Source organism: Mycobacterium sp. NGS54 (assembly GCF_059812465.1).
On the sequence record NZ_JCALCS010000011.1, the window covers coordinates 15987 to 39854 of the forward strand.

Genomic DNA, 23868 nt, shown 5'->3' on the forward strand with positions numbered 1-23868 from the left:
TGCGGGTGCGCGGTCATCGGGCACCCAGCACTTCGCCGATGTACAGAGCAACCGCAGCCACGCTGGCGATAGTTCCCGGATAGTCCATCCGGGTGGGGCCCAGCACACCCATGCCGCCGTACACGGTATCCGAGTGGCCGTAGGCGGTGGACACCATCGAGGTCCCGACCATCTGCTCGACGGCCGTCTCGTGGCCGATGCGCACCGTCACCTTGCCGGCTTCCTGCTGTGCCGCCAGCAACCGCAGCACCACCACCTGCTCCTCGAGGGCCTCCAGGATGGACCGCAACGAACCGCCGAAATCCGCGGCGTTGCGGGTCAGGTTGGCGGTGCCGCCCATCAGCAGGCGTTCCTCGGTGTGCTCGACCAGAGACTCCAGCAACACGGTCGCCGAGCGGCCGACGGCGTCGCTCAGGTTGGTGGCCAGCCCGCTGCGCCCGTGCAGCTCCCCGGCCAGGTCGGCGACCGCGGTCGACGCGGCGGAAAGCCGCTTGCCGACCAGGGCCTGGCCCAGCATCTCGCGCAACTGGGACAGCTGATGGTCGTCGATGACGTCGCCGAGCTCGACGATGCGCTGGTCCACCCGTCCGGAGTCGGTGATGACCACCATCAGCAGCCGCGCCGGGGTCAGCCCGACCACCTCCAGATGGCGGACGGTCGACGTCGACAACGTCGGGTACTGGACCACCGCAACCTGGCGGGTCAGCTGCGCCAACAGGCGCACCGCGCGGCGCAGCACGTCGTCGAGGTCGACGCCGGACTCCAGGAAGCTTTGGATCGCGCTGCGCTCGGCCGACGACAGCGGCTTGACGTCGTCGAGCCGGTCGACGAACTCGCGGTAGCCCTTCTCGGTGGGCACCCGCCCGGAGCTGGTGTGCGGCTGGGTGATGTACCCCTCGGCCTCTAGCACCGCCATGTCGTTGCGGACCGTGGCGGACGACACCCCCAGGTTGTGGCGCTCCACCAACGACTTCGAACCGATCGGTTCCTTGGTCGCGACGAAGTCGGCGACGATGGCGCGCAGCACCTCAAAGCGACGGTCGTCCGCGCTTCCCATCGGCTCCCACCTCCTTGATTGCGTCCATTTTACGGGTCGCAAAAGGTGCCAACCGCCATTACCAGACGTCTGGCGGCGAACTCCGGCAACTTCCCGGCTAGCCTGTCCAGCATGTACCGGTCGGGCCGAAGCGACGCTTCGCGGACGTCGCGGAAGGCCCGCCAATGATTTTCAAGGGCGTGCGCGACGGCAAGCCGTATCCGGATCACGGGCTGTCCTACAAGGATTGGTCCCAAATACCGCCCCAGCAGATCCGGCTCGACGAGTTGGTCACGACGACGACCGTGCTGGCCCTGGACCGCCTGCTGTCGGAGGACTCCACCTTCTACGGCGACCTTTTCCCGCACGCGGTGCGCTGGAGGGGGATCATCTACCTCGAGGATGGCCTGCACCGCGCGGTGCGCGCCGCGCTGCGGAACCGCACCGTGCTGCACGCCCGGGTGTTCGACATGGACATGCCGCTGAGCCAGCAGACGTAGTCTTCGGCGGTCACGTTTGGGCGTCGCCGGGTGTCGACCTAGAAAGGGAGACATTCAAGGGAGGACGCCATGGCTCGGCTGCAAGGAGTCTCGGACCGCGAGGCCGGATTGGGCGCCAAGATCGCCTTCTTCTTCACCAAGCGCAAGCTTGCGCAGATGGCCGGCCTGGAAACGGCGGGAATGCTGGAACCGCTGCGCATGTACGCGCACATCCCGCGGTTGCTCAGCGCCTACGGCAAGCTGGAGCAGGCCGAGTCGAAGCTGGACATCCTCAGCCCCCGCCACCGCGCGCTGGCCGAACTGAAGGCGGCGACTACCGTGCGCTGCGAGTACTGCATCGACCTGGGTTCACAGATCGCGCGGCGGTGGGGAATCACCGACGAGGAGTTGCTCGCGATGGCCGATTACCGCAACGCGTCCTGCTTCTCCGAGCTCGACAAGCTGATCATGGAGTACGCCACCGCGATGAGCCGCACCCCGGTCGAGGTGACCGACGAGCTGTTCGAGGCGCTGCGCGCCCACTTCGACACGCCGCAGCTGGTCGGCCTCACCCATGTCATCAACCTGGGCAACATGCGCGCCCGGTTCAACATCGCGCTCGGCATCGGCTCGTCCGGCTTCTCCGGCAACCGGGTGTGCGCCCTGCCAGAGGCCGGTCGCGCGTGACGGCGGCGAACGCTTCGTTGTCCGCCCGCTTCGAGGCGGCGCGGCCGAGGCTGGGCGCCCTCGCCTACCGCATGTTGGGTTCGGTCGACGACGCCCAGGACGCCGTGCAGGAGGCGTGGCTGCGGCTCAGCGCCGGGCGGGCCGCTGACGATATCGCCAACCTCGACGCCTGGCTGACCACCGTGGTGGCCCGCATCTGCCTGAACGCGTTGCGCGGGCGCGGCCGCGAGGAGCCCCTCGGGCACCTGCCCGACCCGATCGTCGATGCCGAGGGCGAATTCGATCCCGAGCACCGGGCGATGCTGGCCGACGCGGTGGGGCTGGCGCTGTTCGTGGTGCTGGACACGCTGCCGCCGGCCCAGCGGCTGGCCTTCGTCCTGCACGACGTGTTCGCCGTCCCGTTCGACGAGATCGCGCCCATCGTCGAGCGGACGCCGGAGGCGACCCGAAAGCTGGCCAGCCGGGCCCGCCGGCGCATCGAGGAGGCCGATCCGGCCCCCGACGGCGGCGTCGCCGCGCAACGCGAGGCCGTGGACGCCTTCTTCGCCGCGGGCCGCGCCGGCGACTTCGACCGGCTGGTGTCGGTGCTGGACCCCGGCGTCGTGCTGCGCGGCGATTTCGGCAAGGGCGCCAACGTATTCCGCGCCGAGGGTGCGCAATCCGTGGCCAAGCTGGCCCGCGGCTACGCGGCGCCGGAGCGCGAGGTGCGCCGCGCCATCGTCAACGGCGCGGCCGGCGCGGTCGTGTTCGTCGACGGGCGGCCCACCGCCATCATGGGTTTCGTGGTGCGCGACGGGCTGGTGGCGGCCATCGATGTGCTGGCCGACCCGGACCGGATCGCCAAACTAGACCTGCGCGGCGTGCGCGCCGGTCACTGACCGGCGGCCTGCAGCAACTCCATCGCCGACGCGCGCGACAGCACCCAGCCGCCCTGGTTGACGAACGTGACGTTCTGGGTCACGGGCGACGTGAGCTTGGGACCCGAGACCGCCACGTCGGCCGTCGCAGAACCGGCCGCGGCCGGTTGAATGTTGGTGACGCCGAACGCCAGCGGCAGGTCGCCGTTCTTGGCCGCCTTCTGCAGCTTCTTGTCGGCGACGTGCGCTTCCAGCCCGCTGATTCCGCCTTCGACCAGGTTGCTCTTGCTCGAGAACGAAACGCTCGGGTCCGCAAGGCTGTTCAGCACGCCGGTCAACTGATCGGCCGTGGGCACATTCACCGCCTGCGGCGGATCCTGCGGCAGCGGCGCGCCGACCGCGATCAGCCGAACCGAGGCCGCCTCACCCGGTGCCACGACGGACGTGATGCCGGCGGCCGCTCCCCCGATGACGGCCAGCGCCGCGGCGCCGCCGGCGAAGAATTTGACGTTTCTCATGGTCCCCCCTCAGGTGGGCACGCGTCGACGGACCGTGCCAGTGTGCTTCTTTCGACTGTTGTTTCGTGTCTGCGCACCGAGACGTTACGGCCACGTCATGTGAGTAGCCTGTGCGCCCACTGTGTGGTGCACAGGCTGCCCGGCGTTGCTAGTTCGTCGCGGTCGCGGCCTGTATCAGGGCGATCGCGGCGTCGTGCTGCAGGATCCAGTTGCCGCCCTCGTTGACGAACGCGAGGTGCTTTTCCACCGGCCCGGCGAACTTCGGACCCGCGATGGCGACGTCGGCCTGGGCCATATTCGGACCGGCAGGCGCGATGTTCGTCACGGCGAACGTCTCCGGGAAGTTTCCGTTGCGGTATGCCTTGCGCAGGTCGTGGTCGGCCACGTGGCCCTCGTCCGGAGCGATGCCGTTTTGCACCAGGTTGGTCTTGGTCGTGTAGGACACGCCGGGATCGGTGGCCTGGGTGCACAGGTTTGACACCTGGTCCGGGCTCGGCAGTCCCGGCGCCGGCGGCGGATCCTGCGGCGGCGCGGCTGCGGCGGGAGTCGCGCCGGCGGCCGCCGCGCCCATGGCTATCGCGCCGATGGCCAAGGACTTCAAGGGTTTCGTTCTCATGGTCAGGTCCTCCCCCTGGTGAGTAAGAGTTGTGATTCTGCCCTCGGCGCCTTCTGTTCTTGGTCTCGGGCGGGTCACGGTACGGGCACGTTACCAGCGCTCAGTCGCCGGCCATGGCCTCGCGAAGGGTCTTGGGGCGCAGGTCGGCCCAGTTGTCGTCGACGTAATCCAGGCACGCCGAGCGACTCGCTTCGCCGAACACCGCGCGCCAGCCGGCCGGGATTTCGGCGAACGCGGGCCACAGGCTGTGCTGCTCCTCGCCGTTGATCAGCACATAGAACGCGCCGTCGTCGTCATCGAAGGGGTTGGTGCTCATCGCTTCTCCTTGTCGTTCGTTGTGTGCCGGCGCTCGCTGAAACCACGGTGGCGCCCAGCACCCGGTCGGACAGCAATCCGAGGCAGCTCAGGTTGGGAAAGCCGGGACCTTGGGTGAGCCCGGACAGGTTGGGCAGGAACAGCTTTGGCGTGACATCGGTGACGGCCAGGTCGTAGCCGATCGCTTCCTGCAGGCTGTCGGCGGTCAGCGGCCCACCCAGCCCGAGTTCGAGCAGGTCCAGCGCGTCCTGGGCGAACAGCGAAGTGAACCACAGCGGGTCGGCGCCGGAGCCGTCGATGACCAGATCGAATCCGTGTACCGTCTCGAGGTTCTCGCTGCCCCGGTTGGTGGACAGGGTCAACCGGATCTGCCCGTCGCGGCCCACGGCGTGCGCGACCCGGCCGCGCAGGTGGTGGATGCGGTCGTCGGCCAGCAGCGCCTCCTGCACGTTGGCCGAGAACACCCCACGGTCGGTGCGCGCCAGCGCGTCGCGGCGCTCGTCGAGCGTCAGGTCGGTCCAGTCGGTGGGATCGGAAAACAGCGAGTTCTCGAAGAACCCCTCGCCGCGGGTGAACAGCGTGGCCTGCGGGGAGATGACGGTGATGCTCGAAACCCGGTGCCGGAACAGCTCGTTGAGCATCGACGCGGCCGTCTCGCCGCCACCGATCACCGCTACGCGCTCGGCGCTGATGCGGTCGTCGGCCGCGGCGCGGTCCCAGAACTGGGCGATCGACAGCACGCGCGGATTCCCGGGCAGCAGCGACTTCTCGGCCTGGCCGGGGCCGGTGATCATCAGGGCGTCGGCGTGCACTGTGGTTTCGTGGGTCTGCAGGGCCCAGCGATCGCCGCTGAGGGCGAGCCGCTCGACCTCGCCGTGCACCACGTCGAGGCCGATCTGGGCCGCCACCCAGCCCAGGTACTGGCTCCACCGGCGATGGGTCGGCGCCGGTCTGCCCCGGTCGATCCATTCGGCGAACGACGCGGTGGCGATCAGATACGACTGCCAGCTGTAGCGGATCATCCGCTCGTCGAGTTCGGCGTTGCGCCGCGGCGCCATCGACGAGCGGTACGGGAACCCGACGTCTTTTTCCGGGCTGGTGCCCAGCCGGTGCGCGCCGTCGGTCCATCCGCCGCTGGCCTGCCAGTTGGCCGCCACCCCGATGCGTTCGACCGCGACGACGTCGGGAACATCGACTCCCATGTCGCGCAGCACCGATGCCTTGGCCGCGACGGCCACCGCCTTGGCTCCGGCGCCAAGGACCGCGAGTGTGCTCATTCCGCCATCTCCCGCAGTGTCTGGGTCCAAAGTTCTTGGAGCTCTGTGATTTCCGCCTCGTCCAGAATGCCCGGCAGCGCCCGCCACTGGGTGGCCAGCACGCGAGCGGCGCCGGTGCCGAGGATGCCCGCCACCACGGTCAGTTCGTGGCGCACCGCTTGTTCGGGCTCGGGCACCCGGCCGACCTCCGTCATCAGCTCGCGGTCGAGCTCGAGGTCCCCGACGCCGACGTGGAGGTTGCCCAAATAATTGAGCAGCAGTTGAGGTTCGGGGAGCTCGCGCAGTCGCGTGTCGGGCCGCAGGTAACGCAGCAGGCCGTAATCGACAGCGCTGCCGGGGATTCGGGCCAAGTCGGTGGCCCCGTCGGAGTGGATGCGCAACGGGTAGATCGCGCTGAGCAGCCCGACGGTGTCGCCGGTATCGGTGTCGGCCCCGAACTCCGTGCGGCCGTGGGTCTCCAGCGCCAACAGGGGTGCCGGGGTGTCCTGGCCGCGTCGCCGCCGCCACGCGGTCACGGTGCGCGCGGCCGCGGTGATCAGCAGTTCGCCCATCGGCTGTCCCGCCGCGAGCAGCCGCCCGGTGAGCTCGGTCCCGCAGGCCGAGACGCTGATCGACAGGTCGCCGGCGCGGTCGGTCCGCGGCCGCAGCCTGCGGGAGCCCAGCGGCGGATCGGCGCCCCGCAACTCGGCAGCCCAAAAGGCTTCGGTGTCCAGCGTTTTGGCCCGCTCCGCCAGCATCCGTGACCACTGCCGGTAGGTGGTGTGCTCGCGCGCCGGCGTGGGCTGACGCCCCGCGGCCAGGGCGTGCAGGCCGGCGTCGAGTTCGCCCAGCACGATGCGCCACGAGGCCGGGTCCATCGCCAGCACGTGCGCCGTCAGCACCAGCACCCCCGGCTGATGCGGCCGGCGCAGCCACACCGCGGACAGCAGCCGACCGGCCTGCGGGTCGAGGTTCTGCACCGCCTCGAGGACATGTTTGGCGACGTCGTTGGTCGGCTCGCCGCTGGCCCACGCCTCGCTGAGGATGTCGACCTCCGGTTGCGCGACAAGCGTCATCGCGTCGCGGTCGAGCCGGCAGCGCAACACCTCGTGCCCGCCGACGACCGCGCGCAGTAGCGCCTCCAGGTCGCCGCGGGTGATCGTGTCGGGCAGCCTGATGACTTCGGTCTGTGCGAGCCGTCGGGCGTCGCCGTGCTCGTAGAGCCAATGGGCGCCTGCCAACACCGGGATTGGTTCGCCGGACTCGGCCGCGCCGTCGGAGATCGGGTGGCGGGCCGCGTCGGAGTCGATCGCCGCGGCGAGTTCGCGGATGGTGTCGCACTCCACCATCGACCGGGCCCGCAGCGCGAGGCCGCGGCGGCGGGCGGCCTGCACCACCGACAGGGCCGAGATGCTGTCCAGGCCCAGTTCCAGAAAGCCCGCGGTGACGTCGACGTCGGTACCGCCCAAGACGTCGGCGAACGCCTGGGTCAGCGCCGCCTCGGTCGGCGTGTCGGGCGCGACGGCCGGACGGTCGGCGATATCGGTTGCCGCCAGTGCCTTTTCGTCGATTTTGCCGTGCGAGGTCAGCGGCAGCTCGTCCAGGACGACGATGTGATGGGGAACGAGGTGGCGCGGCAGCCGGTCGAGCAGCATCTTCCGCAGTTCGGCCGCTGCAGGCCGGTCGGGCCCGCCCGCCACATACGCGGTGAGCCGGGGCCCACTGGCGTGGTGATGAGCCATCACGTGGGCGCCCCGCACCGCGTCGTGGCCGCAGAGCACCGCCGCGATCTCGCCGGGCTCGACGCGGAATCCGCGGATCTTCAGCTGGGCGTCGCTGCGACCGAGGAACTCCAGGCCGCCGTCGGGCATGCGGCGCACCACGTCTCCGGTGCGGTACATCCGGGTGCCGCCGCCGTTCGGTTCGGCGACGAAACGCGTTGCGGTTTCGCCCGCCCGCCCCAGGTAGCCGCGGGTCAGCTGATCGCCCGCCAGGTACAACTCGCCGGCGGCGCCGTCGGGAACCGGCCGCAGCCAGGAGTCCAGTATGTAGGCGCGAGTGGTCCGGGTAGGACGGCCGATGGACGGCCGGGCGTGCTCGGCGATGGCCGCGACGACGGCCTCGACCGTGGTCTCGGTGGGTCCGTAGCAGTTGAAGGCGGCCATCGCCGTTCGGGCGCATTCGGTTTGGATCGCGCGCCACGCGGCGACACCGACGGCCTCGCCGCCGAGCGCGAGAACCGCCAGCGGCACCCGCCGCAGCAGTCCCGCGTCGTGCAGCTGGCCGAACATCGACGGCGTGGTGTCGATCATGTCCAGGCCGAAGCGGTCGATCACGTCGACCAGCGTCTCGGCGTCACGCTGATGGTCGTCGTCGACGACGTGCACCGAGTGGCCATCGAGCAAGGCCGCCAACGGCTGCCACGCCGCGTCGAAGGTGAACGACCAGGCGTGCGCGATGCGCAGCGGTCGCCCCAAACGCGCGGCCGCCGGCGCAAGAACGCGCTCGATGTGGTCGTCGGCGTACGCCGCGAGCGCTCGGTGCGTACCGATGACGCCCTTCGGTGCGCCGGTGGTGCCCGAGGTGAAGACCGCGTAGGCCGCGTGGTCGGGCGGCACCGCCGCGGCCCGGTAACCGGTGTCCCCGGCAACGGAATTCGCGACGAATTCCTCGTCGACGACGATCGGCGCCGACGTCTGACGCAGGATCTCGGCGACCCGCTCGTCCGGCATGCCCGGGTCCAGCGGCACGATCATGCCGCCAGCCTTCAGGATCGCCAGCATCGAGGCGACATAGCTCGGGCCCCGGGGCAGCAGGATCGCCACCGCGGTCTCGCTGCCCACGCCCGCCCGCTGCAGCGCGGTGGCCAGCCGGTCGGCAAACGCGTCGAGCTCGCGGTAGGTCAGCCGCCCGTCGGCCCAGCTGACCGCGGGCGAATCGGGTTGCGCCGCGGCGATTTCGGCGAACCGGTCGTGCACCGCGCCCGCCGGCACCTCCGGCAGGTCCGCGGCGGCCGAATCGCGCTCGTCATCGAGCAGGATGTCGACCTCGCGAAGTGGCCGGTCCCACTTGTCCACCAACCGTTGCACCACCGCGATCAGCCGCCGGCCGAGGTCTTCGGGCGCCATCGCGCCCAGCGCACCGTCGAGCGCCTCCACCAGTACCGTGAGCCCGCCGGAGCTCGGGTGGGCGGCGATGGTCACGGGGAAGTGCGACACGCTCTCCAGCGCCACCGGGCGGAACGTCGCCCCGTTTGCGACGAATTCGGTCGCCCCCACAACCTCGCCTGGTGGGAAGTTTTCGTACACCACCAGGGTGTCGAACATCTCGCCGACACCGGCGATCGCACGCAGTTCGGCGTGCCCCAGGTAGCCGTGGTCGCGCAGCGCGGCGGATTCACGTTGCAGCGCAAGGCATTGCGTCCCGGCCGCTTGGCGGGGATCCAGCCGCACCCGCAACGGCACGGTGTTGATGAACATGCCGACCATCGTCTCGACGCCCGGCAGTTCGCCCGGCCTGCCGGACACCGTCACCCCGAACGTCACATCGTCGCGGTCGGTTAAGACCGACAGTATTGTCGCCCAGGCCATTTGGACCAGCGTGTTGAGCGTGACGCCGCGGGTCCGGGCGGCCTCGGTCAGCGCGGCGGCGGAGTCGGGGTCGAGGCGCAGCGTGGTGCGGCGCGGTATGCCCGCCGGTGGCGGGGTGGCGGTCAGCGCCGGCGAGAGCAGGGTGGGCCCGTCCGTGCCCCGGAGATGCTCGGCCCACAGGGCGCGGCTGGCCGCCTGGTCCCGGGTGGCCAGCCAGCCGATGTAGTCACGATACGGCCGCGGCGGTGGCGGCAATGCGGCGGCGTCTCCCCCCGCGCGATACAGGGCGAGCAGTTCGGACACCAGAAGCGGCAGCGACCACCCGTCGATGACGATGTGGTGCGCGACGATGACCAGGTGCCAGCGTTGCTCCGGCAATTCGATGAGCAGGAACCGGATCAGCGGACCCCGGCCCACGTCGAAACGGCGTTGGCGCTCTCCGGCTTCCAGCGCCTCGACGTCGCCGGGCTCGGCGCGCACGCACCGCCAGGGCACTTCGGCGCTGCTGGGCACCACCTGGACCGGCCGGCTCAGGTCGCCGTGGATGAAGCTTGCCCGCAGGTTGGGGTGCCGGGTCAGCAGTGTCGCGGCGCACTCGCGCAACAACGCGACGTCGAGCGGGCCCACCACGTCGGCAGCCATCGCGATGACATACGGGTCCGCGCCCGACCCCTCCTCGGCGGTTAGCGTCGCCATCGAGAACAGCCCCTGCTGCAGGGGGCTGAGCGCCATCACATCCTCGACGGCCGGCCGCGGGTCGGCTCGGGTCACGGCCGATCACCCCATGACGAGGTCAGTGCGGCCAGCTCCTCGGCGGAAAGTCCCGAGGCGCTCATCGGTGCGTGGGAGCCGCCGTTCTCGGGTTCGATTTCGGCTGCCGACTTGGCGTCCAGGGCGGCGGCGAGCTCATGAAGCACCGGATGTTCGAAGATCATCCGCGGGGTCAGCGGCATTCCGCCGTCGCGGGCCCGCGCGGCGGCCCGCACGGCGAGGATGCTGTCCCCACCGAGACTGAAAAATTCGTCGTGGCGCCCGATTTCGCCGGCTTCGAGCAGGTCGGCGAAGATCGCCGCGAGCGCGCGCTCGGTGGCGGTGCCGGGCGGTTCGGCCGAATCGGCGACAGCCGCCGTCGGCGCGGGTCCCTCGATGTCGGCGACAAACTTCAGTTGACCGTCGTCGGTCCACACGCCGCGCTCGCCGCTGCGGTACAGCCTCGAACCGGGTTGGGCGGCAAACGGATCGGCGACGAAGCGGGTCGCGGTCACCGATGCCAGCGCCAGCCGGCCGATGACCGCCGGACCGCCACCGTAGTAGACGTCGCCCACCACCCCGACCGGGACGGGGCTCAGCCAGGCATCCAGCAGGTATACCCGCGCCGCGCCGTCGCCCGCGTCGGACCGGGCCAGAATGCGCTGTCGTTCTTGCGCACCGGCGATCTCGACGTCGCGCAATCGTTGATCGGGACGATCGGCGAACGCCTCGATGACCCGGACCAACCACCCGGCGAACCGTTCCGCGGTGCCGCGCCGGTACAGCTCGGGGCGATAGATGATGTGGCCTCGGTAGCCGTCGTCGGACGCGAAGAAGTTGACCGACATGTCGGCGTGCGCCACGTCGAATTCCGGCTCCAGCGCGGTGAAGGTGGTGTCGCCGTCCGGTCCGCTGTCGATCACTTGATCTTGTGGTAACTGTTCGCGAACGTGCACCACCACGTCGAAAAGCGGGTTGCGCGACAGCGACCGGGCGGGCCTGACGGCATCCACCACCTGATCGAACGGCAGGTCCTGGTGTGCGTACGCGGCCAGTGCCATGTCCCTGGTACGCGTCAGCAGCTCGCGCAGTGTGGGATTGCGGTGCAGGTCATTCCGCAGCACCACGATGTTGATGAAAAAGCCGATCAGGCGATCCAAATCGGATTCGTTGCGACCGGCGACCGGGGTGCCGAGCGGGACGTCCGGGCCGCCGCCGGCCTTGTGCAGCACCACCGCGATGGCGGCCTGCAAGAGCATGAACTCGGTGATGCCGAGCTCACGAGTCAGGGCGCTCAGCTTGGCGCGGGTCGCCGCCCCGAAACCGAATTCGACGGCAGCACCGGCGCCGGTGGGCGAGAGCGGCCGCGGGAAGTCCGGGCGCAGACCGTTTTCGCCCGAGAGTCCCTCGAGCTGCCGGGTCCAGTAGTCGCGCTGGGGTCCGGCGATGCCGGCGCTGTCCTCCAGCAGCGCCGCCTGCCACACGGCGTAGTCGGCGTATTGCAAGGGCAGCGGTTCCCAGTCGGGCGCATGGCCGCCGCGGCGGGCCCGGTAGGCGGTGAGCAGGTCGGTGAACAGCACCCCGCCGGACCAGTGATCGCCGGCGATGTGGTGCATGACAACCGACAGGACGTTGCGCTCCGGCGTGCTCAGCAACGCCGTCCGGATCGGCGGGTCGGTCTCCAGGTCGAACACGTGACGCCGCTCGGTATCCAGTTGCGCCCCAAGCCAGTCCTCGTCGGGCCCGTCGGCCCGCCGCACCGGTACCTCGGCGGGCGGGTGGACGTTCTGGTGGGGCACGCCGTCGATCTCGCGGTAGGTGGTGCGCAGGATCTCGTGTCGCGCCACGACGTCGGTGACGGCCGCCACCAGTGCGGCGGTGTCGCAGGGACCGCGCAACGCCGCGGCAAACGGAATGTTGTTGACGGCGTTGGGCCCGTCGAATCGATAGGTGAACCAGCTCCGCAGCTGCGACGACGACAGCCGCGCCGGCCCGTCATGGTTCAACGCGACCAGCCGTGGCCGCGCCGACGCCTGATCCGCGGCGTCGATATGCGCGGCGAGCCGCGCCACCGTTGCCAGTTCGAAAACCTCGCGCACGCCGATATCGACGCCGAACGAGTTGCGGACCGCCGCCACCAACTTCGTCGCGAGCAGCGAGTGCCCGCCCAGGTCGAAGAACGAATCGTCGGCGCCGACCCGGTCGCGGTCGAGCATCTCGGCGAACAGTCCGGCGACGCGCCGCTCGGTCTCCGATCCCGGCTCGCGGAACTCCGCGCCGGATCTCACGTCCGGGGTTGGCAGCGCGGCCCGGTCGATCTTGCCGTGCGCGGTGATCGGAATCTCGTCGAGCACAACGTATGCCGCCGGCACCATGTACTCGGGCAGCGCCGCGGCGACGCGGGCCCGGATGCGGTCGAGGTCGACCTCGGACGTTCCCGCGGCGGGCGTCACGTAGCCAACCAGGCTCTTGCCCAGTCCCGGCAGGTCGCTGACCACCACGACCGCCTGCCCGACCGTCGGGTCGACCGAGATGGCCGCGCCGACGTCACCCAGTTCGATCCGGAAGCCGCGGATCTTGACCTGTTCGTCGGCGCGGCCCACGAACTCGACGTCGCCGTCCGCGTTGCGGCGCGCGAGGTCCCCGGTGCGGTACATCCGGGCGCCGGGATTGAACGGGTCGGCGACGAATCGCTCCGCGGTCAGCCGGGCCCGACGATGGTACCCATGCGCCAGATGCGTTCCGCCGAGGTAGATCTCGCCGATCACGCCGACCGGCACGGGTCGCAGCGAATCGTCGAGCAGGTGCATCGAGGTGTTGATCTTGGGCCGGCCGATCGGCACGATGCGGGTGCCTTGTGGGCCCTCGACCTTGAACCGGCTGGCGTTGATCACGGTTTCGGTCGGGCCGTAGAAGTTGTGCAGCAGCGCGTCGAACGTGGCGTGGAACTTGTCCGCCACCTCGCCGGGCAGCGGTTCGCCGCCGATGGGCACCCGTTGCAGCGTGCGCCACTGGTTGACGCCGGGCAGCGACAGGAACAGGCCGAGCAGGGAGGGCACGAAATGCATTGCGGTGATTCCCTCGTCGCGCAACAGGGCGGTGAGGTAGCCGATGTCGTTGAGCCCCCCGGGGCGTGGGATCACCATGCGCGCCCCGCACGCCAGCATGCCGAAGATTTCGGCGATCGACACGTCGAAGCTCGGGGAGGCGACCTGCAGCAGCCGGTCGGTGTGGTCGACGCCGTACTCGCCCTTGAACCAGACGAAGTATTCGGCGACCGGGCGATGTGGCACCGCAACGCCTTTGGGCAGTCCGGTGGTGCCCGACGTGTAGATCAGATATGCGGTGTTTTCCGGGCGCAGCGGCCGCACCCGGTCCGCGTCGGTGGGGTCGTCGGCGCCGTACGCGGCCAGGTCGGCCACCGGCTCGCGCAGGACCAGCTTCGCGTCGCAGTCGTCGAGGATGAACCGCAGCCGGTCCGGCGGGTAGGTGGGGTCCACGGGCACATAAACCGCGCCGGCCTTGGCGATGCCGACCGCGGCGACGACCAGGTCCGGCGACTTGTCGAGCAGCACCGCGACGCGGTCCTCGCTGCCTATCCCCCGGCCGATCAGCCAGTGCGCCAACCGGTTTGCGGCCTCGTTGATGTCGTGGTAGGTGTACCGGCGGCCTTCGTAGACGACGGCGACGGCGTCCGGGGTCCGCGCGGCCTGCTCGGACACCAGGTCGGCGAGGGTTTTGGGGGTGGTCTCGAACACCTCGCCGTGCGACACCTCGCGCAGCCAGGCGGAGTCGGCCTCGTCCAGCAGCGCCAGCCCGGCCAACGGCCTGTCCGGTCGGGCCAGTGCGTCGTCGAGGAGCACGGCGAAGTGACGCAGCATCTGGCGAGCCAGCGCGGGTTCGAGGATCTCCAGCAGGTGTTCGGCCTCGACCAGCACACGGCCGCTCTCGAATTCGACCATGAAACCCAGTGGCAGCTGGGTGAGGTTGCTGCGCAGGCCGTAGCGCTCGCACTCGACGCCGGCCGGGCGGAATCCGCCGCCGTCGGGCTCGCGCAAGCCGAAGCTGACCCGGGTCATCCGTTCGGCGCCGTGTCGGCGATCGGGGTTCAGTTCGCGCACGGCGCGGTCGAGGCCGACGCGTTGGTGCGCGAATGCCCCGGTGGCGATGTCGCGCGTCGACTTCAGCAGCTCGCGAAAGGTCATCGCCGGCCGCGGTCGCAGGCGCATCGCCACCGTGTTGCCGAAATATCCGATGGTGTCGTCGGTTCCGGCCCCGCGATTGAGCACTGGGGCGGCCACGAGGAAGTCGTCGCTGTGGGTGTAGCGATGTATGAGGGCGCCGAATGCGGCGAGCAGCACCATGTACGGGGTACAGCCGGTGTCGCGCGCCATCGCGGTCACCCGTTGCGCGGTGTCGCCGGACAGCCGGAGTTCGCCGCGGGCGGCCCGCCAGTTGGTCGGCATGGTCGTCCCGGCCGGGCCGGGGAGCTCCAGGGGCTCCGGCGGGTCGGCCATGACGGCACGCCAGTAGTCGAGGTCGGCGTCGGTGGTGTCGGACGCCGGCGGTGCGGTGGTGTGGCGGTCGGGCGCCAACTCGGCGCCCTGGTACGCGTTGGTGAGGTCGGCGAAGAACGGCCGCCACGAGCCGTCGTCCCAAGCGATGTGGTGGGCCACCAACAGCAGGACGTGTTCGCCGGGCGCGGTGCGCACGGCGGTGATCCGTAGCGGCGCATCGGCGGAAAGGTCGAAGGGCGTGGAGAATTCGCGCTGGGCCAGCACCTCGAGCCGGAGGCGGCGCGCGTGGTCCGACAGGTCAGTCAGGTCGTGCTGGGCCCAGCCCGGGCGCAGATCGTCGTGCACCGTCGGCCGGGGGCTGCCATCGTCGCCGACGGTGTAGGTGGTGCGCAGGATCGGGTGCCGGCGGCTGACCGAGTCGACGGCGTCGCGCAGCCGGGCGAGATCGACGTCGCCGGTGATCCGATAGGAGACGCAGACGTTGAGCAGCGCGCCGCTGGGGTCGGCCAGCTGGACGAACCACATCCGGGCCTGGCCGTCGGAGAGTCGGTCGTCGGCGGGGGCCGGCTCGTCGGAACCGTCGGTGCCGGACGAGAGGCCGCGGTCGGCGAGCCGGCGACGCAGCAGTTCCAGGCGGGCCGCATCGTGCCGGGCGCCGCGGTCGGCGATGTCAGTCACGCGAAACGTCCACCTTCTGTGTTTGTGCGGAGCGCTCGTCGGCGCCCTCGAGTTGTTCGACAAGTTCGGCGCCGGTGATCTCGCCCATCAGCGTCGCCAGGGACACCGTCCGGCCGATCGTCCGGTTGAGGCGCCTCCGCAGGTCCAGCGCCAGCATCGAATCGATGCCGAGATCGAAAAGGGATGCCGCGAGGTTCAATTCGCTCGGCCGCTCGATCCCGAGCACGGCCGCCAATTGGTTGCGCACCGCATCGACGACCGGAACCGCGCCGGCGGCGGGGGGCGCGGCGACCTCCGTGGGGCGGTGGCGCGCTTCGGACCGCCCGCCGCCCAGGAAGATCCGCAGCCGGGCCGTGTCCGCCGAGAACACCAGCGGATCGTCTTGCCAGTCGCGCAGGCTCGCCTGGATCGCGTCGCGCGGCGTCATCGGGCGCAGCCCGGAACGTTCGATGTTTTCCATCTCGGCCGCATCGACGATGCCCCGGCCCGATTCGCCGCCGTTCGACGGTTGCCACAGGCCCCATCTGACCGCCACGCAGTGCCGGCCCGCGGCGCGCAGCTCGGCGGCCATCACGTCCAGCAGCCGGTTGGCCGCCGAGTAGGCGGCGTGTCCGCGCCCGCCCCACAGCCCGGATAGCGACGAGCACAACAGCATTCGCGCTTTCGCGCGGACAGGCCACAGCTCGGCGAGGTGGGCCAGGCCGCCGACCTTGGCGGCGACGGCGTCTGCGAACGCGGCCCCCGTCAGCCCGTCAGGGCCGCCGAATCCGGCGCTGCCCGCCGCGTGCACGATCAACGTCGCGCCTGCGGCGCCGTACTGCGCTGCGGTGAGCGTCAATTGGGCCGGATCGGTGATGTCGCACCGGGCGGACACCAGCTCGGTGCCGAATTCGGCCGCCAACGCCCTCAGCCGCTCGGGATCCGCCGAGCGGCGACTCAGCAGGACGATGCGCCGCGCCCCGCACTCGGCGAGATAGTGGGCGTAGTGCAGGCCGATGGCGCCGGCACCACCGGTGATGACGACGTCGTCGAGCACCCCGGAATCAAGTGGCCAGTGCGCGGCGGCGGGCGCCACGCGGAACGAGCGCTCGAACGCGGCGTCCCCGCGCAGCGCGACTTCGCCGGCGCCGGACAGCACCGCGTCGACGGCGGCGGAGCAGGCGGCGGGCGTCAAGTCCCACGACGGCAGGTCCAGGTGGGTGAAAGTCAGTTCGGGGTGGTCGAATCCGTCGCTGCGGTGCATCGCGGCCAGCGCAGCATGCGCGGCCGAGGGCGGCGCGTCGTGGGGGCCGAGGCGCTCGGCGGCGACGGTGAGCAGGCAGACCGTGTGGCAGTGGGGGCCCAGCGCGTTCGCGTAGTTCAGCAGGCCGGCGCCGGCCAGGCCGGTGAGAGCCTCGGCGGCCCGGTACGCGCCCGCGGCGTCGAAGACCGGCGCGATCACCGCGACGATGTCCGCGTCCCGCGGTTCGCTGAGGTCGGTCGCGGGGTGGGACTCGATCGCCGCGCGCAGCGGCCGGGCCAGCGGGCCTTCTGCCCCGATCTCGATCACCGCGAGCCGCGCCGGCGGTCCCGCGACCCGTGCGGGCGGCGCCGCCCGCTCCCAGTGCTCCAGCATGATGTCGGGCGCCGGGACCGGTCCGGCCCCGGCCGGCAGCGGCGCCGGGTGCGCCCACATCGGGATCGCGCGCATCGGCGCGTTCGGGAACCCCTGCAGGCCAACGTCGCCGACGGTCGGACCGTCCAGGTAGTCGGCCCAGGTGTAGCCCGGGTCGGCCACCGCCGCGGTGACGATGTTCGCCGACAGCGCCTCGAGCACCGGCTCGTCGCGGTGAGCCGAGCCGACCAGCACCGCAGGGCCGTCCCGCAGGTCGGCCTCGAAGATCTGACCAATCGTGAACAACAGCGCCGGATGGGCCGACAACTCGACGAAAGAACCCGCGCCGCACCGGATTGCCGACGCGAACGCGCGGTCCAGTCGCACCGTGTTGCGCAGGTTCGCATACCAGTAATCCCCGAACGGCTCGTCCGGCGCCACCACGTCGCCGGTGGTGCCGCCGATGAATTGCACCGGGGCGTCGGCGAATTCGGAGGCGGGCAGCCGCGCCGCGAATTCATCGCGGAGCGCCTCGAGCACACTGGTATGCCCGGGGAAGCCCGCGGTGATCTCGCGGGCGAACCGCCCGCTGGAGCGAACCGCGTCGGCGATCGCCCGCACCGCGTCTCGTTCGCCCGACACCGCCACGGTGGAACCGGAGTGCACCACCGACAGCTCGACCCAGCCGTCCGTCGCCGCGATCAGGGTGCCGGCCGCGTCGGCGCCAACGCCCAGCGTGGCCATCGCGTAGCGGTCCGGAAGGCGGTCCACCACGCCGGCCCGGGCCGCGACGACGGCGACGGCGTCGGGCAGGGTGATGGTGCCGGCGATGAGGGCAGCCGCCACCTCGCCGAGGCTCTGGCCGATGGTGAGGTCGGGAAGCACGCCGCACGACCGCCAGACCTCCGCCAGCGCCACCGCATGAACGAATTGCGCGCCCTGCACCTCGATTTCGGGGAAGGACCGCGCGTCGTCCACCGCCGTCAGGTAGCGCAGAGGCGATGCGTGCCCCGCGGCCTCGAACGCCGCGACGCAATCATCGGCCGCCGCCCGGTAGGCCGGGAGCTCCCGGTACGCGACGGCACCCAGGCCCGGCCAATGGACACCCTGACCGGGAACTACGAACGCCTGCCGCGGGGCCGATTCCAGCTCCGACCGGGCGACCAGCGGGTGCTCGCACCCCGCGGCCAGCGCACGCAGCCCGCCGATGAGCTCCGGCCGATCCGCGGCGCGCAGCACCGCACGGTGTCGGCGCACCCTTCGGGTCCCGCGCAGCTGGCGGCCCACCTGGGCGACGGTCGTTTCCGGACGGCGCTCCAGGTAGCCGGCGATCGCGCGGGCGTCCGCGGAAAGGAGTTCGTCGGCGTGCGCGCTGAGGAGCACCGGGACGCGCCCGTCGGGCAGTCGTTTGAGGGGCATCAGGCGGGCCCGTTATCCGGCATCGAGACGATCAGATGCGTGTTGGTGCCGCTCATCCCGAACGCGGACACCGCCGCGGTTCGCCACCCGTCGACGGCCCGCCACGGGGTCAGCTTGTCGGCCAATCGCAAACCCTGGCCCTCCCAGTCGATTTCGTGGCTGGGCTCGTCGATGTGCAGGGTCGGGGGCACGGCGGCGTGTTCGGCGGACAGGATCACCTTGGCGAGGCCCAGCGCGCCCGCGGCAGCTTGGGCGTGACCGATGTTCGACTTGACCGAGCCCAGGAGCGGTCCCCGGCCGGGCGGCGCGGTGCCGTAACTGGCCGCCAACGAACGCAGTTCCGTCCGGTCGCCGAGCCGGGTCCCCGTGGCGTGCCCTTCGACCATCCCGACGTCGACGGGCTCGACGCCGGCCTGCGCGATGGCGTGCCGAAACAGTCGCAGTTGCGCGTCGCCGCTGGGCGCCATCAGCCCGTTGCTGCGTCCGTCGGAGTTCAGGCAGCTGGCGCGCACCTCTGCGAGGATGCGACGCCCGTCGGCCACCGCGCGGGACCGGCGCTGAAGCACGAACATGGCCGCGCCCTCCGCCCAGACGGTTCCGCTGGCGAGCGCGCTGTAGGGACGGCAGTGCCCGTCGTCCGACAGCGCGTGTTTCGAGGAGAACTCGACGAAATAGCCCGGGGTGCCCATCACGCACACGGCGCCGGCGAGCGCGAGGTCGCAGTCGCCGGCCCGGATCGCCTGCACCGCGGTGTGAAACGCGGCGAGCGCCGACGAGCAGGCGGTGTCTATCGTGAGCGCCGGCCCGGCCAGGTCGAGCGTGTAGGCGATGCGCCCCGAGATCACGCCCAGCGACGTCCCGGTGATCAGATGCCCGCTGTGGTGGGAGAACTCGGAAAGGGCGGGGCCGTATTCCAGCGCGGAGGCGCCGACGTAACAGCCCACCTCGTGTCCGGCCAGGTCGTCGGGGTTGATGCCGCTGTTCTCAACGCTGCGCCACGCGACGCGCAGCCCGACCCGCTGCTGGGGGTCCATGGCCGTCGCTTCGCGTCGTGAGATGCCGAAGAACTCCGGGTCGAATGTCGTTGCGCTGGAGAGGAACCCGCCCAGGTCGTGGATCGGTTTGAAGCCGTCCCGCCGGGACCCGTCGAACAGCTCGCGAAGCGCCCAGCCCCGATCGGTGGGGAACGGGCCGAGCGCCTCCCGCTGTTCGGACAGCAGGGCCCAGAAATCGTCCGCGGTTTCGACCCCGCCGGGCGCCTCGAGCGCCATTCCGACTACAACAACCGGGTCAACCGGGTCGTTATCGGTCATCGGCGCTCACCATCCGGGCCACCGCGTCGAGGTGATCGTCGAGGTAGAAGTGGCCGCCCTCGAATTCCGTCACGGTGAATCGGCCGGCCGTGTGGGTTTCCCAGTGGGCCAGGGTTTCCCGGCTGATCCGGTGGTCACGATCGCCACCGACCGCGTGTATGTCGGCGGCGATGCGCACGTCCGGCCCGCACGAGTAGGTGTTCAGGGCTCGGTAGTCGGCCTGCACCGCCTGCACCAGGAGCTCGACGAATTCCTCGTCGTCCAGCAGTTCCGGATCGGTGCCGCCGAGATCGATCATGTCCGCCAGCACGCCGCCGGCCGTGGTCGGCAGCGGTCCGTACGCTTCGACCGTCGACGGGGCCTGCCCGGCGGAGGCCCACAGGACGCGCACCGGGACCCCGTTGCGTTCGGCGATCCGGGCGAATTCGAACGCGACCACGGCCCCCATGCAATGGCCGAACAGGGTCAGCGGAGCCGCCGAGCTCCAGTCGCCGGCCTCGAACAACTCGAGCGCCAGCGCATCGATACTCTCGGCCGCCGGGTGATTCCGCCGGTCGGCCCGCTGCGGGTACTGCACCACGAAGGCGTCGAGACCGTTGGCCGACAACGCTTTAGCCAGCGACCGGTAGGCCGCGGCGGCGCCGCCGGCGTGTGGGAAGACGACCACCGAGCCCCGCGCGGTGCCGACGGTGAACCGTTTCACCCACGGCTCGAACTCCCGTCGCGCGGGCTGCGTGTCGAGCGCGGACAACACGTCGACGCTCGACATGTCCGCGATCTCCAGGTACACGTCGGCCACCTGCTCGAGTCGTTCGGCGTCGGCTTCCCGGCCGGTCAGCAGCTGGGCCAGCGTGGCGACGGTGCGGGCGGCGAAGACGTCGGCGACCATCAGGCTCGGCGAGTCGAGCCACTGGCGAATGCCGACTACGGCCTGCGTGGCGAGCACGGAATCGCCACCGAGGGAGAAGAAGTCGTCGTGCACGCCCACCGCGTCGGGGTCACGGTCCAGGAGATCCGCGACGATGTGGCGCAGCGCCCGTTCGAGTTGCGTCCGCGGGCCCTGGTAGGGGGCGGACGCGGCGCCGGCGTCGACCGCGGCCGCCAGCTGGCGGCCGACCGCGCGCCGGTCGATCTTGCCGCCGTCGGTGAAGGGGATGCCGTCGGTCAGCGATATGTGTTGCGGAACCATGTGTGCGGGAACGAGATCGGCGAGCAGCTCGCGGATCCGCGCTGCGGTCAAGGCGGCCTCGTCGAGCCGGACGGCCGCGGCCAGCACGTCGGTGCCACCGGAACCGGGCACCAGGGCGGCCACGGCCGCGCGCACGCCGGGCACCCGGCGCAGCGCCGCCTCGATCTCGCCGAGCTCGACGCGATACCCGCTGACCTTGATCCGGTGATCGGCGCGGCCGACGAACTCGAGGGTGCCGTCCGGCCAGTAGCGCGCCAGATCGCCGGTGCGGTACCAGGTTCGGCCGTCGTGCACGACGAAGCGCTCGGCGGTGAGCTCGGGGCGTCCGCGATAGCCCCGGGCGATGCCGCGTCCGGACACCCACAGCTCACCGGCCACCCAGTCGGGGCAGTCGGCGCCGTCGTCGCCGACGACCCGGCAGGCGATGTTCGGGAACGGCTTGCCGTAGGGCACCGCGGTCCAGTCCTCGGGCATGCCGGCGTCGACCTCGAAAATGGTTGCGTGGACCGCGGTCTCGGTGGCGCCACCCAGCCCGGCGAAGCGCACGCGCGGCGCCCGTGCCTGCAGCCGTCGGGCCAGGCCGGGGCGCACCCAGTCGCCGCCGGTGGCCACCACCCGCAGCGACGACAGGCTGCCTGTCTCGACCTCGACCAGCATCTCCAGCCAGCCGGGCAGGAAGTTCAGCACCGTCACCCGGTGCGTGTCGATGAGCCGGGCCCACGCATCGGGATCGCGTCGCCGCGCCTCGTCGACCACGACGATCGCGCCGCCGGCCCGCAGCGTCGCGAAGATGTCGAGCACCGACAGATCGCATTCCAGCGTCGAGAGGGCCAGGCAGCGATCCGCCGCACCGATATCGAAGTGGCGGGTCAGGAATTCGACCGTATTCATGGCGGCGTCGTGGGTCAGCTCGACGCCTTTGGGCTCCCCGGTCGAGCCCGACGTGAACAACACGTAGGCGAGCTCGGCGGAATCGGTTCTGGCGGGAGTGAATTCGGCGGCCGACGGCGCCGCGCCCAGCACGCCCGCGATCACCAGCGCGGGCACCGGCACCGACAGCGGCCGCCCGCCGCACACCAGCGCCAGCCGCACGCCACCGGTTTGCAGGATGCGCTCCGCGCGGTCGCGTGGTTGGTCGACGCCGATCGGCAGGTACACAGCGCCGGCGGCCAGGATACCCAGCAGCGCCGGCAGCTGTTCCGCGGTCTTCGGACCCATCACCGCGACGGTGTCGCCGGCGCCCACTCCGGCCGCCCGCAACGCCGCCGCCAGCGCGAGCGCCTGCTCGCGCAGCTGCGCATATGTGAGGTCACCGGAGCTCGCGAACACCGCGGGCGCGTCGGGTTGTTCCTCGGCCCGCCGGAAAAACCCGTCGTGCAGGGCTTGCCCGCTCGGCGCGGCGCTGCGGCCGTTGACCGCCTCGCGTACCGCGCGTTGCGCGTCCGGCAGCGCGGCCGGCGCGGCCGCCTCCCAGGCGTCGTCGCTGGACGCGAGCCGCAGCAGTTCGTCGATGTGGTGGGCGAACATCGCGTCGATGACGCCCGGCGCGAACACGCCGTCGCGCACGTCCCAGTTCACCAGCACCCCGCCGTCGAACTCGGTGACCTGAGCGTCCAGCAGCACCTGCGGGCCCTGGGAAATGATCCATGCGGGTGCGCCGAATTGCGTTGTGACGTCGGCGCTGAACAGCTCGCCGAGGCCCAGCGCGCTGGTGAAGACCACCGGCGCCAGGACCTGGGTGCCGCGGTGGCGGCTGAGGTCGCGCAACACCGACAGCCCGGGATAGGAGGAATGGGCGGCGGCGGTCCGCATCGCCTCCTGCACCGCGCGGCCCCGCGCCGCCGGGGTGTCGGCGCCCGCCAGGTCGACGTCGAGCAGCAGCGACGACGTGAAGTCGCCGACCAACTTCTCGACATCGGGATGCAGGGCCTGGCGCCCGAACAGCGGCACGTTCAGCAGGAACCGCGGCGAGGACCAGCGGGCCAGCGCGTCGGCGAAGGCCGCGGCCAGCGCCATCGCCGGGGTAATGCCCCGGGCCCGGGCGCGGGCGAACAGCGTGTCGCGGGTTGCCGGGTCCAGCCAGTGCCAGCGGCGGGTGCTGGTGCGCGAGTCCCGCCCACCGGTCGACGGCGGCGCCGGCGGGTCCGGCAGCCGCGGGATCCGCTGGGCCCACCAATCCCGGTCGGCGTCGCGCCGCGGCTGGGGTTGCGCCTCGTCGCGCGCGACGGCCCGGCGGTATTCGCGGTAGGTGTAACCCAATTCGGGCAGGTCCCGGCCGAGATAGAGCGCGGCCAGATCGGCCATCAGGGTGCGGTAGCTCATCGCGTCGGCGGCCTGCATATCCAGGTCGACGTGCAGGCGGGAACGCCCGTCCGGCAGCAGCGTCAACGCGAGCTCGAACACCGCGCCGTCGAGTTGCTGGTGCGATTTGGCCTCGCGGAGGGCCGCCAGCCGCGGCTCGACCGGGTCCCGTTGGTCGCGCAGGTCCTGGACCCTGACGGGGAAATCCCCGTATTCGTCGGCCGCGGCGATGCGTTGCGTGCCGTCGGGCAGGAAGCGCACCCGCAGCATCGGATGACGAAGCGCCAGCCGGTTGGCCGCCGCCCGCAGGCGGTCGGGGTCGATCGGGCCGCCGTCGAACTCGACGTACAGGTGCCCGGCCACGCCGCCGAACTGCTGGTTGTCCTGGCGCCCGACCCACATCGCGTGCTGCATCGGGGCCAGCGGAAAGGGCTCGCCCTCCCCGGACGGCTCGGCGTCGACGGGCGGGGCCGATTCCTCGGCAACGGTCGGTCCGGCCGTTACCAGCTCGGACCATGCCTCGATCGTCGGCGCCGCGGCCAGGGCGGCGAAATCGACGGCGATGCCCTGGCGGCGCCAGCGACCGGCGAGCGTCATCATCCGGATGGAGTCCAGGCCCTGCCCGATCAGGTTGCCAGCTGGGTGGATCGCGTCGGCGCGGACGCCGAGCAGCTCGGCGACCTCCGCGCGGATGTCCTCCGAGCACGCCGGGGCACGCACCACGAAATCCTCCCTGGAATTAGCAAAGGCTGC

13 protein-coding genes are annotated in these 23868 nt (G+C 71.1%); 3 read left to right on the forward strand and 10 right to left on the reverse strand.

Going from position 1 to position 23868, the window contains the following annotated elements:
* Positions 1–13: 13 nt before the first annotated feature.
* Entirely contained in the window at positions 14–1057 is a 1044-nt protein-coding gene (hrcA, locus tag AC5Y5E_RS29090) for a heat-inducible transcriptional repressor HrcA (RefSeq protein WP_499907275.1), read from the reverse strand.
* Between the two features lie 164 nt (positions 1058–1221).
* On the opposite strand from hrcA, the gene AC5Y5E_RS29095 reads away from it, so the two are divergent.
* From AC5Y5E_RS29095 to AC5Y5E_RS29105, 3 genes are all read left to right on the forward strand, one after another.
* The gene (locus tag AC5Y5E_RS29095; protein ID WP_499907277.1) at positions 1222–1536 is read left to right on the forward strand and encodes a type II toxin-antitoxin system VapB family antitoxin; all 315 of its coding nucleotides are present in this window, start codon (positions 1222–1224) and stop codon (positions 1534–1536) included.
* Between the two features lie 69 nt (positions 1537–1605).
* A complete protein-coding gene (locus AC5Y5E_RS29100) occupies positions 1606–2202 on the forward strand; it encodes a carboxymuconolactone decarboxylase family protein (protein WP_499907279.1) in 597 nt (198 codons plus the stop codon).
* Entirely contained in the window at positions 2199–3080 is an 882-nt protein-coding gene (locus AC5Y5E_RS29105) for a sigma-70 family RNA polymerase sigma factor (protein ID WP_499907280.1), read from the forward strand. The genes AC5Y5E_RS29100 and AC5Y5E_RS29105 overlap by 4 nt, the downstream gene beginning before the upstream one ends.
* Here AC5Y5E_RS29105 and AC5Y5E_RS29110 read toward each other — a convergent pair.
* The 9 genes from AC5Y5E_RS29110 to AC5Y5E_RS29150 all read right to left on the reverse strand — a co-directional run bounded on the left by AC5Y5E_RS29110 (position 3074) and on the right by AC5Y5E_RS29150 (position 23838).
* Entirely contained in the window at positions 3074–3577 is a 504-nt protein-coding gene (locus AC5Y5E_RS29110; RefSeq protein WP_499907282.1) for an MTB12 family secreted protein, read from the reverse strand. The genes AC5Y5E_RS29105 and AC5Y5E_RS29110 overlap by 7 nt on opposite strands.
* 148 nt (positions 3578–3725) lie before the next feature.
* Positions 3726–4193: an MTB12 family secreted protein gene (locus AC5Y5E_RS29115; RefSeq protein WP_499907284.1), complete on the reverse strand. Its 468-nt coding sequence runs from the start codon at positions 4191–4193 to the stop codon at positions 3726–3728.
* 100 nt (positions 4194–4293) lie between these two features.
* On the reverse strand, positions 4294–4509 hold the full coding sequence (locus AC5Y5E_RS29120) for an MbtH family protein (protein ID WP_499907286.1): 216 nt from the start codon (positions 4507–4509) through the stop codon (positions 4294–4296).
* A complete protein-coding gene (gene mbtG / locus AC5Y5E_RS29125) occupies positions 4487–5785 on the reverse strand; it encodes an NADPH-dependent L-lysine N(6)-monooxygenase MbtG (RefSeq protein ID WP_499907288.1) in 1299 nt (432 codons plus the stop codon). Before mbtG ends, AC5Y5E_RS29120 begins: the two co-directional genes overlap by 23 nt.
* Positions 5782–10125, reverse strand: coding sequence for an amino acid adenylation domain-containing protein (locus AC5Y5E_RS29130; RefSeq protein WP_499907290.1), 4344 nt, complete (start codon positions 10123–10125; stop codon positions 5782–5784). Before AC5Y5E_RS29130 ends, mbtG begins: the two co-directional genes overlap by 4 nt.
* Positions 10122–15299 (reverse strand): amino acid adenylation domain-containing protein, encoded by a 5178-nt coding sequence (locus AC5Y5E_RS29135; protein WP_499907292.1) that lies wholly within the window; start codon positions 15297–15299, stop codon positions 10122–10124. The genes AC5Y5E_RS29130 and AC5Y5E_RS29135 overlap by 4 nt, the downstream gene beginning before the upstream one ends.
* On the reverse strand, positions 15292–18312 hold the full coding sequence (gene mbtD, locus AC5Y5E_RS29140; RefSeq protein ID WP_499907294.1) for a mycobactin polyketide synthase MbtD: 3021 nt from the start codon (positions 18310–18312) through the stop codon (positions 15292–15294). The genes AC5Y5E_RS29135 and mbtD overlap by 8 nt, the downstream gene beginning before the upstream one ends.
* Entirely contained in the window at positions 18312–19625 is a 1314-nt protein-coding gene (locus tag AC5Y5E_RS29145; RefSeq protein ID WP_499907296.1) for a beta-ketoacyl [acyl carrier protein] synthase domain-containing protein, read from the reverse strand. The genes mbtD and AC5Y5E_RS29145 overlap by 1 nt, the downstream gene beginning before the upstream one ends.
* Positions 19615–23838: a non-ribosomal peptide synthetase gene (locus AC5Y5E_RS29150; RefSeq protein WP_499907298.1), complete on the reverse strand. Its 4224-nt coding sequence runs from the start codon at positions 23836–23838 to the stop codon at positions 19615–19617. Before AC5Y5E_RS29150 ends, AC5Y5E_RS29145 begins: the two co-directional genes overlap by 11 nt.
* Between the last annotated feature and the right edge of the window lie 30 nt (positions 23839–23868).

Coding starts and splice junctions, on each gene's coding strand:
- hrcA (WP_499907275.1), bottom strand. CDS start 1,057: ATGGGAAGCGCGGACGACCGTCGCTTTGAGGTGCTGCGCGCCATCGTC.
- AC5Y5E_RS29095 (WP_499907277.1), top strand. CDS start 1,222: ATGATTTTCAAGGGCGTGCGCGACGGCAAGCCGTATCCGGATCACGGG.
- AC5Y5E_RS29100 (WP_499907279.1), top strand. CDS start 1,606: ATGGCTCGGCTGCAAGGAGTCTCGGACCGCGAGGCCGGATTGGGCGCC.
- AC5Y5E_RS29110 (WP_499907282.1), bottom strand. CDS start 3,577: ATGAGAAACGTCAAATTCTTCGCCGGCGGCGCCGCGGCGCTGGCCGTC.
- AC5Y5E_RS29115 (WP_499907284.1), bottom strand. CDS start 4,193: ATGAGAACGAAACCCTTGAAGTCCTTGGCCATCGGCGCGATAGCCATG.
- AC5Y5E_RS29120 (WP_499907286.1), bottom strand. CDS start 4,509: ATGAGCACCAACCCCTTCGATGACGACGACGGCGCGTTCTATGTGCTG.
- mbtG (WP_499907288.1), bottom strand. CDS start 5,785: ATGAGCACACTCGCGGTCCTTGGCGCCGGAGCCAAGGCGGTGGCCGTC.
- mbtD (WP_499907294.1), bottom strand. CDS start 18,312: ATGCCCCTCAAACGACTGCCCGACGGGCGCGTCCCGGTGCTCCTCAGC.
- AC5Y5E_RS29145 (WP_499907296.1), bottom strand. CDS start 19,625: ATGACCGATAACGACCCGGTTGACCCGGTTGTTGTAGTCGGAATGGCG.